The sequence below is a fragment of the Bacteroides uniformis genome (assembly GCF_025147485.1).
In the GTDB taxonomy this organism is placed as follows: Bacteria; Bacteroidota; Bacteroidia; order Bacteroidales; family Bacteroidaceae; genus Bacteroides; species Bacteroides uniformis.
Map to the genome: position 1 here is coordinate 1,216,305 of NZ_CP102263.1, position 12,534 is coordinate 1,228,838.

Genomic DNA, 12,534 nt, shown 5'->3' on the forward strand with positions numbered 1-12,534 from the left:
CCGAATGATTATCATTTGTTGGATCTATATATGCAACGCGTTGCATATATAGATGCAGCACGCTGGAACTATAGATCCAACAAACAAAGTATATAGTATCTGAAAACGGGGTATTACAACACTGCCAGCCTGGACACATACCCTTTCACCCTTTCGCGGTAAGCATCGCCAATGGGGACATCCTTCTGCTCGATGAGCAATGTGCTGCGCCCGATGGCGCTGATGCAGTCCATGCGGACAATAAAAGAACGGTGCACGCGGATAAATTCGTTCGCCGGAAGTTTTTCCTCCATGTACTTCATACTGCATAGGCTCAAGATAGGCTTAGGGGAATCTTTACAGAAAATCTTCACATAATCGCCCATACCTTCTATATAGTTTATCCGTTCCAGGTCGAGCCGCATGATGCGGTTGTCACACCGCATGTAAATCACCTTCGGAACCTCTTCCGGACCTTGCCTGTGTTTGGAGTCGGACGTACCTGCATCCTGCAAAGAGAACCAGCGTGCCGCTTTGCTGACAGACTGGAAAAACGTGGAGAAATTGAGCCCGTCCATCAGATAGTCCAACGCATCCAGACGGAAACATTCGGCAGCATAGCGGTCGGTGTCTGTAATGAAAATGACACGAGTGGACGAGGACAAGAGCCTGCAAAAATCCATTCCGTTGATTTCACCTTCTTCCACCGGATAGATGCCGACAAAATAAACTTCCACTTTTGTCTCATAATAATCCTTCAGCGCTTCAAGAGGATTGCCGTACTTTCCGTGCAAAGAGAGAAAAGGAACCTTGTCGATATACTCTTCCAACCTTCCGGCAATCTCCGGGTCTGCATGTAAAATGGCGCAATTCAAATTCATATTCGTTTCTCTTTTACATAATGGACGCTGCCATATCCGAAAAACTGCAAACAGAAGAGCTAAAATTAAGCTTTATTTATGATTCAAAGATTACCTGCATCTACGGAAAGACAGATAAAGGGAAAGTTCATACAAACAACTCCGGAAAGCTACACAGGAGACATTACCATGGAAGCGATAACGACAGATTAAAACGGAATTGCATACGTGGGCACACCATATTGCTCATCCTCTCCGTTCCTCCAGTAACCGGATAAACTCCTCCTCCTTGACGGGAAGAAGCACTACACACTTACCCTCGCCATATTTCACGAGCACATAGCGCATCACCGCAAACCGCCCTACCTGCATGGAAGAAGCACGCTCCACAGAAGTGATGTCTTTCATCAGAATTTCCTTACTCCGGGAGAAACGGCCGAAGGACAGCACCAACTTCCCGTCGGGCGTTACGGTATAGGTGGTATGAATCAGCTTCTCGATAATAACCACCAGCCAAAGCATGAAAATAGCAGCCAGGAACGGAGACTTGTACCAAAGCATATAGACGGCGAGAATACCTATCAGGATGAGAAACAGATACTGCCCCATAGCAATGCGCGCATGAAAGATTCGATTCATTTTATCTGATTTTTGCCGCTAAGGTACGTATTTTTATGATAACAACTTCTTCATTAGCATCTCCATTTCTCGAACTTCCGTCACATTCATCTTGCGGCAGACCGAAGCACATAACAATTCTACCCGTTCCGGCGAAAAATAAATCAGTTCTGCAATCTCCTTTACAGACTGTCCAAGAGCTACCAGCATACATATCAGTTCTTCATCCTTATCCACCTCCGGAATAGACTGATAAAGTTTCTCTAAAAAAGAAGGATAATGAAAAATAAAGATTTCACGGAATACAGCCTCACGAGTTCCGGACAACAAAGCCTCCGAAGCATTGGGAGAATCTTCCGAAATCATTTCGCGCAAAGCTCTGGCAATCTCCTGCATATTAAAAGGTGTCACTGTTTTCTTTGTTTTCATTGTATCTTATTTCACCATTATACATATTTACAATCGTTTTGATACAAATTTGCAAAATATGCACAACCTAACCATAAGAATACGATATACAATCTGATATACAATTTCATATTATATTTATTATCAAATAATTAACAAGAAAAAAAAAACAAGTCTATTGTTGTAAATTTTAAATTAAGAAATTATATCTTTGCCTTACAAAACAAACAGTCCACAAAATATGAATGCCAAAAAACTTTCATTTTTACTTCTGATTCTCGTAGCTGTAGCCTGCACCAACCGCTCCACCTCTTCGGAACAAGACGAAATGAGGCATTGGAACAATGTCCTTCAACAAATCAATGCCTTACTACTCGAAAACAAAGCGCGACAAACGTTGGATCTTGCCAAACAGACCTTGCCCGAAATCCTGGAATCGGCAGAAAAAAACGGAACTACAGATACCCTGATTTACTATGCCCGCAAGATATTTAATGCCTGCGGGAACAATTACATAAACACCAAACAATACAAAGACGGCATCGACTATATGGACAGCATTGGGAACCATCCCCTCATCCGCGAACATTGCCCGCACGAACTGCTGAGCTTCAAGGCCGGACTGAACCAACTGTATGGCAATAACCCGGAAGCTGTCCGACTGGCAGAAGACTACCTCCAGTTACCGGTCTGTACCAGTGCCAATGACTTTATCCGGCAGGCAGAAATCATAAGCGGTGTCTACATGTACTCCGGAAACAATCTACCCAAAGCTATCCAAATTTTGGAAAAAGCAATAGATGTCTACCGGAAAGGTGGAAACTTCCCGAACATGCTGCGGATAATGTCACGATTGGGCATCTATTACCACCTCAGTGGCGAATACGAGAAAGCTATAGCCACTAACCAAGAAGCCATAGCCACTTACAACGACAGCATAGCACCTGGAAATGTAGTGATTGCCTACGGAGAACAAGCTAATCTCTACGCCGAACTGGGTATGTACGACCAGGCCCTGGAAATGAACAAAAAAGCCCAATACTACTCCATGCTGAAAGACAGCTTCGGACTGGGAGACTTGTACCGCTACCGTGCCCAGATCTTTCGTAACATGAATCAAAAGGACTCTGTATTCCACTACCTCAGGCTGGGAGAAAAGTTGTCAATGATACAAAACAGCTTTAAGGGCGTATTCGTAAACAAAGTAGAAACGGTAAACAGTTATCTGGACTATCCCGACTCTTTGGAAAAAGCACTGCAACTTGCCCTTAGCATCTGTCCCGATACCGTGCGGATGCCCCAATGGGCCAAATACCAACTCAACCTCCACCTAGGCCGGGCCTTACTGCAAACCGGGAAGGAGCAAAACGGCATACACCTGATAGACCGGGCTGCACAAGACCTCATCAACATGAAGTTCATGGAAGGCCGCGATGCCAACGAGATATTAATGGATTACTATCTGGCCAAAGGCATGAACGACGATTTTGCTCGTTGCTACATCCGTAACCGACAGTTTGCCGATTCTCTGGACAATAACGAAAAGAAACGTGCTGTGGCAGCAGCCAACATCCGGTTTGATGCCAACCAAAAAGAGAAAGAAAACAAACTGCTCTCGGCACAAGTGCAATGGCAGCAACAGCAGTTGTTCTACAACATCTGCATCTCCATTACATTACTGTTGCTACTTATCACCACTACAGCCTATTTCATCATCCGAAGGAAGGCCAACCACCAGCTTATAGAAAACAACAAACGGGAAATACAGACCCTCATTACCCGGCAGCAAGACCTGAACCGCCGCAACGAACAACTGACGGAAGAAATAGAACGGGCCATGGCTACCAATAACCTCAACTCCATTCGCCAGCTCACCGTGCAAAGCCTGCTCAGCAGGGAAGATGAGAACACATTCCGCCGGTCGTTTGCCACCATACATCCTTCTTATCTGCCCAAGCTCCGCGAAAGTTATCCTCAACTGACCCGCAACGAAGAATTGCTGGCCATGCTCATCTGCATGAACCAAAGTACCGACGAAATAGCCCTTATCATGGGAATCAACCGGAATAGTGTAAACGTAGTCCGTTCGCGCATGCGCAAGAACATGGAATTGCCCAAAGAAAAATCCCTGGATGAAGTATTGAAACAATACCTTACATAACAAATAAAAATAAGCCCGCTTATTTTGCTCTACGTTTGGTTTACACTATCTTTGCGGCGTTTAATACACAAAACCTATGGTAAGAAAGTTCGATTTTCTCGTTATCGGCTCCGGACTTGCCGGTATGAGTTTTGCGCTGAAAGTAGCGCATAAAGGAACAGTAGCCCTCATTTGTAAGGCAGGTTTGGAAGAGGCAAACACTTATTTTGCACAAGGAGGTATCGCCTCTGTCACCAATCTGGCCGTAGACAATTTTGAAAAGCATATCGAAGATACCATGATTGCGGGTGACTGGATAAGCGACCGTGAAGCCGTAGAGAAGGTGGTGCGCAATGCCCCCGAACAAATCAAGGAGCTTATCAAATGGGGAGTGAACTTCGACAAAAAGGAGGACGGAGAGTTTGACCTGCACAAAGAAGGCGGCCACTCCGAATTCCGCATCCTCCACCATAAGGACAATACGGGTGCAGAGATACAGACCAGCCTCATTGAAGCTGTGAAGCAACACCCCAACATCACCGTACTGACCGACCATTACGCTGTGGAAATCATTACCCAGCATCACCAGGGAATCATCGTTACCCGCCACACCCCCGGCATCAAGTGCTACGGTGCCTATGTGCTGAACGAAGCGACGGGCGAGGTGGATACCTTCCTTTCCAAAGTCACCATCATGGCAACGGGCGGTTGCGAAGCCGTTTACCGCCATACCACCAACCCGCTGGTGGCCACGGGAGACGGCATTGCCATGGTCTACCGTGCCAAGGGAGCAGTGAAAGACATGGAATTCATCCAGTTCCATCCCACAGCCCTTTTCCATCCGGGAGACCGCCCCTCGTTCCTCATCACCGAAGCCATGCGCGGTTATGGCGGCGTGCTGCGTACCAAAGACGGAAAAGAATTCATGCAGAAGTACGACCCGCGACTCTCACTGGCCCCGCGTGACATCGTGGCGCGTGCCATCGACAACGAAATGAAACAGCGCGGTGAGGACCATGTGTATCTGGACGTCACCCACAAAGACCCCGAAGAAACCAAGAAGCACTTCCCTAACATATACAAGAAATGCCTCAGCATCGGTATAGACATTACAAAGGAATACATACCGGTAGCCCCCGCCGCCCATTATCTCTGCGGTGGCATCAAGGTGGATTTGGACGGACAGAGCAGCATCCGCCGCCTGTACGCCATCGGCGAATGTTCGTGCACCGGACTGCATGGCGGCAACCGTCTGGCAAGCAACTCACTGATTGAAGCCGTGGTTTATGCCGACGCGGCAGCCAAACACGCGCTGAGCGTACTGGAACGTTATGACTTCAACGAAGACATTCCCGAATGGAACGACGAAGGTACCATTTCCACCGAAGAACGTGTCCTCATCACACAAAGCATGAAGGAAGTGAACCAGATTATGGAGGCATACGTAGGCATTGTCCGCAGCAATACCCGGTTGACACGTGCCTGGAACCGACTGGACATACTTTACGAGGAGACAGAAGCACTCTTCAAGCGGAGCAAGGCTACCCGAGAGCTGTGCGAACTGCGCAACATGATAAACGTAGGATACCTGATAACAAAGCAAGCCATGGAACGCAAGGAAAGCCGCGGACTGCACTACACGATAGACTATCCGCACGCCAAGAAATAAACATAAATCCTCTCCATCATGAGGAAACAATATTTCTCTTTCATTTTTTTGTATATTTTCTCAAGCTGTCTCTACAGTCAGACGATGGACGACAATATCATCATCAACTGCTGTGAAGACAGCTATGTTTTTAAAGAAGGCCCGGGAAACAACCCCATCGTACAAAACACCCGAAAGACCGAATATGAAGCTTCACGAATGGGAGCTACCGTACAACCTCATATGTTCTATGGCGAATTCATCTCCCTGGACGAAGCCAGGGCCAAGGGAGTACTTGCCCCCAAAGCCATCCACCGCCATGCCACACCGGAAAATGTATTCTTCGATGATACCCGCATCTGCTACTTCAACCTCTCCCTAAGCCGGCAGGGGAAAAAGGCGGCCGTACAGTTCAGCCGTACCTTCCATGACCTGCGCTACTTTACACGTATCTACTTTCCGGAGGAATACTTCATCCGCGAGAAACGTATCACCGTCACCATTCCTGCCGCATTGTCCCGTTTCCGGCTGGTGGAGAAGAACTTCGGTCCCGGTATCCGGTGTGAAAAGAGCGTGAACAAGGAAGGGGATTCCCTTTTTGTCTACACCTTAAAAGGAGTACCTGCCACCCGAAAGGAAGAAGCTGCTCCCGCAGACAACTGCCTCTATCCCCATCTGCTGGTAACCGGTTCCTTTGCGGATGTGCAGGATATGTACCGCTGGCTGAACGGACTGGCCGAGGTGGACTGCACTCTCCCCCAAGCCGAAATGCTAACGGATGAAATTACTGCCGGATGCACCGATGAACTGGAGAAGATACACCGTACCTATGCCTACGTACAGCAGAACATACGCTACATCGCCTTTGAAAACGGGTTGGCAGGACATCGGCCCGACCGGCCTGCCGAAGTGCTGCGCAAACGTTACGGCGACTGCAAGGGAATGGCACTCCTGCTGCGCACATTGCTGAAAGCCCAAGGATTCGATGCCCGAATGGCCTATATCGGTACGGACGACATCGCCAGTTCTCCCGACGAAGTACCGACACTGGCTGCCATCAACCATGCCTTCTGCCTTCTTTTCCATCAAGGGAAAAGATATTGCCTGGATGCCACCTACCGATACCTACCGCCCGAAGACATCCCCCAAGGTATACAAGGCCGAAAAGCACTGGTAGAAAACGGAGACAGCTGCCTGATACTGACTCTTCCCCAGCAGGATGCCTCCGCCTCTACGGACAGTCTCAATTATCACTATCGCTTGATGACGGACAGCAATCCCCCTACCCTGAAAGGCACCGCCACCCGCGTAAGTACGGGCGAATACAAGGAATACCTGCTCAGTCTCTACCATGACACCCCCAAGGAGAAGCAGACAGACCTGCTAAACAATCAGATAAACAATACCGCTGCCGTACAATCGGCCGATGGAGAGTACTGCCTCGAAGCAGACCCGCACGAAGATTTCTTCCACCAGCCCATTGACACCACCCGCCGCAAGCAGGATTACCTACTGCCGTGGAGATGCCGTATTGTACGCGAGGTAACGATTGATATTCCACAAGGATATGCCGTGTCTTATTTGCCTGCAGACTTTCACATTGAAACGAATCAGGGCATCCTCAGTTGCTCCTACCGCGCCGGAGCAGGATATATCCACTTCCGAAAAGTGATGGAGATACGCAGAAAACGTATTCCACTTGCTCTTATCCCTGCTTGGAATGATGCCCTGCGACAATGGAAAAAAGCCTGCAACGAACAGATAGTAATCCGGCAAAGCACCCTTTAAACAAATAATTGAACATAAAACGCCATCACCATGAAAACAACACGTTCTTTCCTACTGCTGCTGATGTTACTTGCCACTTCGGGACTAAATGCCCAAAAGGAAGAAGACAAATATGCTGCGCTCGTAAGCGAAGTGCGCAATGAAGTATGGTCGCTGAACCTGCCCGACTTTAAAAATATGACTGTACCCGAGAAATACAGAAACGAACCCGCCGTTATCCTTGCCGCACACAGCCGTCTGGAGGTAACCCGGAAAACCAAGTTGGACTGGTGGGGAATGGGATTGACCAAACAACAGATAACCTGCCGCAGCATCTACCGCCAAATGGTATACATCAACAGCCAAAGTGCACTGGAAGAGATGTCACAGTTCAGCTTCCTTTCCCAGGAAAAAGAACGCTACACCCGCAATGAACAACAGCGTATACTGGGTGTGCGCATCATCAAACCGGACGGAACAATTCAGGAAACAGCCCCGCAGGAGTACATGGAAACCGATGAAGGCGGCCACCCACGTAGCCACAACATCCAAGAGAAATGGAACAAGCTGGCCGTACCCGGACTGGAAATCGGAGACATCATCGACTTGTTCTTCGTACGATACACCATACTGAACAACCAGAACCCCGAACCTTTCGGTTTTTACTTTATGGACAGCTATCCTCTGCTTGCCTATTCCGTCCATTGCGAGATAGACCCCAAGCTGAGCACTTTCTACCGTTGCCTGAACGGAGCAAGGAACTTCGACCATAGCACCGATACCGAAGGAAACCATATCCTCGACTTGCATACCGGAGACTCCGGACGTGTCATTCCCGACTTCTGGTACAACAGTGCCCGGCAAACGCCCATGATTCTGATGTACATCTACAACAGCAAGACACCCTATGCCTGGATGCCACCCAGCGCCCGCAAGCCGGGACTATATGCCAACCCCAATCCAAAACTGATGACAGATGACACACGTGCCTCCATGAAGGCTCCCGGCACCAACTGGTCCGGTCTGCGCAGCGGACGGAAAGGCGAAATATCCAAAGCCCTCAAAGCCCGTCAAGCCGAAGGATGGAGCGATAAGAAACTGATGGACTACCTCTACCAATACTGCTATTACCGGTATATGGAAAACGGTGCAGACTATACTCCCGCCAGTTTCATCCTGCTGATGCACGAACTTCTGGAAAAAGCAGGTATTCCCCACCGGACAGGAATCACGACCAAAGATACCCGGGAGCCTCTGGACCAGCTCATCAACTACAGCAATACCACTTGGTTTATCTATCTGGAATCCAACGGAAAATGCTATACTCCACCGGCCTGCTATGCTGTTCCCGGTGAAGTGCCTGCCAGCCTGCAAGGCGAAGAAGCCATACTGGAAGACAACACATGCCTTACCCTTCCCTCCACCACCCCCCAAGACAACCGGGATATGGCTACCATAAACGCTTCTATAAGCGGCACCACTCTCCACATCAGCCGCCGGGAAGAGATGAGCGGTGCACTGAAAGAACACTTCCAACCCTACCTCATTATGGACGAGGACCTTTACAACTCCGTTCGTCGCCAACTGGGTATTACAGCCACCATCTACGACGAAACCAAAGAAAAATTCCATGCCGACCTGCGCGAAAGTTACCGCCGTGAACGGGAGCAGGAGAAAGAGCGTTACCACAATGAAATCATCGGTTATCATGGCTCAGAAGAAGGACTGGAAACACTCCTCGGCTACCAGCTTTTCAGCATCGGAAACCGGGCAGACAGTGCGGCACTTGTCTATCAAGTGGACTATGTACTGGACGGATACGTAAAGAAAGCGGGTACAAACTTTGTTCTCTCCGTAGGTCGGTTGATAGGGTCACAGCCAGAGCTGAAAGGCGAACAACGCCTGCGCAAGGAGGACATTTATTGGGAGATGCCCCGTTGTTACCAATGGGACATCACAGTCAATCTGCCGGAAGGTTATCGAATTTCTCCCGAAGGCCTGGAAAGACTGAACGTAAAAGTAGAAAACGACTGCGGCGCTTTCATTGTCCAAGCCACCACTGAAGACGGAACATTAAGAATAAAAGCCGAAAAACGCATCAACCACAAGACGGAACCGGTAGCCAACTGGGAGAAACTGCTTGAAATAACCGATGCTGCCAACAGTTATGAAGCACTTTCAATAGTGTTCCAAGCAACCATTAATCCCCCTACATCTCCAACAACCGGCTATTAATCCTTCTCTACCCGCTGCAGCATCGCCATACACAGCTTGCTGTCGTACTGTACAGCCACTGCAAAACGACTGCATACTTTTTGCAGCGTCACTGCATACCGGTTTGCAGCAGTACTGCAATTGATTTGCAGCAGCACTGCAACAGTTTTGCAGTCGCACTGCAATTTGTTTGCAGTGACGCTGCAGCAAATGTGCAGCAATTACAAGCTATATGACTGTCACAGCAAACAAAAAGCCCCGCAGAGCTTGCTTTCGCTCTGCGGGACTTTGTTCTCTCTATGAGGAAATTATCATCAATAGTTTGACTTCTTTACTTCGAAATAAGCCTGCGGATGCAAGCAAGCCGGACATACCTGAGGAGCTTCCTTACCGGTGTAGATGAAACCACAGTTGCGGCACTGCCATACCACTTCGCCTTCCTTGGCAAATACGCTGGCAGTCTCTATATTCTGGATAAAAGCGCGATAACGTTCTTCGTGTCCCTTTTCGGCAATGGCGATGTTACGGTACATAAGAGCGATTTCGGGGAAACCTTCTTCGTCTGCAATATCAGCAAACTTAGGATAATCCAATGACCATTCTTCGTGTTCGCCGGCAGCAGCTTCCTGAAGATTTTCCAGGGTAGTGCCGATAACACCTGCAGGATAAGAAGCGGTGATTTCCACCATACCGCCTTCCAGCCACTTGAACATACGTTTAGCGTGTTCCTTTTCCTGGTCAGCCGTTTCTGTGAAAATAGCGGCGATTTGTTCGTAACCTTCTTTCTTGGCTACACTTGCAAAATAAGTGTAACGCATTCTTGCTTGTGATTCACCAGCGAATGAAGTCAGCAGATTCTTCTCAGTCTGAGTTCCTTTAACACTTTTAGCCATAGTCTCTTTTTTTATTAGTTAATATAATTACGTATAAATGTCGTTCGTACTGTTTATAAACAACACAAAATTACGAATTTAGTTTGGAATAATCACACCTCTGCCCCATCGGATTTATTTATCGTCTTATAGAAAGAATCTATCTTCACCGATAACCCGAAGAGGTATTTCAGACATAATTAATAGCACATATCTGATAAGGAAAACAAAATACATCACAGTTGTGTTCACTAATATCCATTATTTTATCTACTTTTGCAGGCAATTTGCAATATATACATTACATTCTGTATAAAAAAACGTATAAAAAAGTAGATTATAATGAAAGCGTTCGGATTCAGACCAAAGCTATACACGGCTTTAAAAAATTACTCTAAAGAACTGTTCATGGCAGACCTGATGGCAGGTATCATTGTAGGTATCGTTGCCCTCCCGCTTGCCATTGCATTCGGTATCGCCTCCGGCGTATCACCGGAGAAAGGTATCATTACGGCTATCATAGCCGGTTTCATCATCTCCCTGATGGGTGGGAGCAAGGTACAGATTGGAGGACCGACCGGTGCGTTCATCGTCATTATCTATGGCATCATCCAGCAATACGGTGAATCGGGGCTTATTGTCGCCACACTGATGGCAGGCGTACTGCTCATCCTGCTGGGAGTGTTCAAGCTGGGAGCTGTCATTAAGTTTATCCCCTATCCCATCATCGTAGGTTTTACAAGCGGTATTGCCGTCACCATCTTCACTACGCAGATTGCCGATATTTTCGGGTTGACGTTCGGAGGAGAGAAAGTTCCGGGAGACTTTGTAGGAAAATGGATGATTTATTTCCGACATTTCGATACCGTAAACTGGTGGAACACGATTGTAAGTATTGTCAGCATCTTCATCATTGCCATTACACCGCGGTTCTCGAAGAAGATTCCGGGGTCACTTATTGCCATCATCGTGGTGACAGTGGCAGTCTGGCTGATGAAAGTATATGGAGGCATTGATTGTATCGATACCATCGGCGACCGTTTCAGCATCCGTGCCGAACTGCCGGATGCCGTGATGCCTGCCCTGGATTGGGAAGCGATAAAGAACTTGTTCCCCGTAGCCATTACAATCGCTGTACTGGGTGCCATCGAATCTTTGCTGTCTGCCACCGTGGCCGATGGTGTGATAGGCGACAAACACGATTCCAACACGGAACTGATAGCACAAGGTGTTGCCAACATGGCTACCCCGCTGTTTGGCGGTATCCCTGCCACCGGAGCCATCGCGCGTACCATGGCAAACATCAACAACGGAGGAAAAACTCCCGTAGCAGGCATGGTGCATGCAGTGGTATTGCTGCTTATCCTACTGTTCCTCATGCCGCTGGCACAGTATATCCCAATGGCTTGCCTGGCGGGTGTACTGGTCATAGTATCCTATAACATGAGTGGTTGGCGTACGTTCAAGGCATTATTGAAGAATCCTAAATCGGATGTCACGGTACTGCTGATTACTTTCTTCCTGACCGTCATCTTCGACCTGACTATTGCCATTGAAGTAGGTCTGGTGATTGCCTGCGTGCTGTTTATGCGCCGCGTCATGGAGACTACCGAAATATCCGTCATCAAAGATGAAATAGACCCGAATGCAGAATCGGACATTGCAAGCAATGACGAGCACCTGATAATCCCCGAGGATGTGGAAGTATATGAAATAAACGGTCCTTACTTCTTCGGCATCGCCACCAAATTCGAAGAAATCATGGCGCGGCTGGGCGACCGCCCCAAAGTGCGCATCATCCGCATGCGTAAAGTTCCGTTCATCGATTCTACCGGTATCCACAACTTGACAAGCCTTTGTGAGATGTCCCAAAAGGAAAAAATAACCATTGTGCTCTCCGGTGTCAATGAAAAGGTACATAAGGTACTGGAAAAATCGGGCTTCTATGAGCTGTTGGGCGAAGAAAATATCTGTCCGAACATAAATGTGGCACTGGAAAGGGCCAAAATGATTATCCAACACTAATCC

9 protein-coding genes are annotated in these 12,534 nt (G+C 48.0%); 5 read left to right on the forward strand and 4 right to left on the reverse strand.

The genetic code is table 11. The features are described 5' to 3' along the window. Positions 1–113: 113 nt before the first annotated feature. The 3 genes from NQ510_RS04680 to NQ510_RS04690 form a co-directional block, all read right to left on the reverse strand. Positions 114–860 carry a LytR/AlgR family response regulator transcription factor gene (locus NQ510_RS04680; RefSeq protein WP_005825244.1) on the reverse strand — a complete coding sequence of 249 codons (747 nt, stop codon included), beginning with the start codon at positions 858–860 and terminating at the stop codon, positions 114–116. Between the two features lie 225 nt (positions 861–1,085). After that, the gene (locus NQ510_RS04685) at positions 1,086–1,478 is read right to left on the reverse strand and encodes a PH domain-containing protein (RefSeq protein WP_005825240.1); all 393 of its coding nucleotides are present in this window, start codon (positions 1,476–1,478) and stop codon (positions 1,086–1,088) included. A 33-nt stretch (positions 1,479–1,511) separates the two neighbouring features. Then, positions 1,512–1,886, reverse strand: a complete 375-nt coding sequence (locus tag NQ510_RS04690) for a helix-turn-helix transcriptional regulator (protein ID WP_005825238.1) — start codon at positions 1,884–1,886, stop codon at positions 1,512–1,514. A gap of 220 nt (positions 1,887–2,106) precedes the next feature. Between NQ510_RS04690 and NQ510_RS04695 the strand changes: the two genes are divergently transcribed. The 4 genes from NQ510_RS04695 to NQ510_RS04710 all read left to right on the forward strand — a co-directional run bounded on the left by NQ510_RS04695 (position 2,107) and on the right by NQ510_RS04710 (position 9,655). Further along, positions 2,107–4,026 carry a tetratricopeptide repeat protein gene (locus NQ510_RS04695; protein ID WP_005825236.1) on the forward strand — a complete coding sequence of 640 codons (1,920 nt, stop codon included), beginning with the start codon at positions 2,107–2,109 and terminating at the stop codon, positions 4,024–4,026. A 76-nt stretch (positions 4,027–4,102) separates the two neighbouring features. Continuing rightward, positions 4,103–5,674: an L-aspartate oxidase gene (nadB, locus tag NQ510_RS04700; protein WP_005825234.1), complete on the forward strand. Its 1,572-nt coding sequence runs from the start codon at positions 4,103–4,105 to the stop codon at positions 5,672–5,674. An 18-nt stretch (positions 5,675–5,692) separates the two neighbouring features. Then, positions 5,693–7,441 carry a transglutaminase domain-containing protein gene (locus NQ510_RS04705; RefSeq protein WP_034525438.1) on the forward strand — a complete coding sequence of 583 codons (1,749 nt, stop codon included), beginning with the start codon at positions 5,693–5,695 and terminating at the stop codon, positions 7,439–7,441. Between the two features lie 30 nt (positions 7,442–7,471). Next, a complete protein-coding gene (locus NQ510_RS04710; protein ID WP_005825230.1) occupies positions 7,472–9,655 on the forward strand; it encodes a DUF3857 domain-containing protein in 2,184 nt (727 codons plus the stop codon). 293 nt (positions 9,656–9,948) lie between these two features. On the opposite strand, the gene rbr is transcribed toward NQ510_RS04710, so the two are convergent. Continuing rightward, a complete protein-coding gene (rbr, locus tag NQ510_RS04715) occupies positions 9,949–10,527 on the reverse strand; it encodes a rubrerythrin (RefSeq protein ID WP_005825226.1) in 579 nt (192 codons plus the stop codon). Between the two features lie 321 nt (positions 10,528–10,848). Here rbr and NQ510_RS04720 point away from each other — a divergent pair, with 321 nt between their 5' ends. Beyond that, positions 10,849–12,531 (forward strand): SulP family inorganic anion transporter, encoded by a 1,683-nt coding sequence (locus tag NQ510_RS04720; RefSeq protein WP_005825218.1) that lies wholly within the window; start codon positions 10,849–10,851, stop codon positions 12,529–12,531. Positions 12,532–12,534 lie beyond the last annotated feature (3 nt).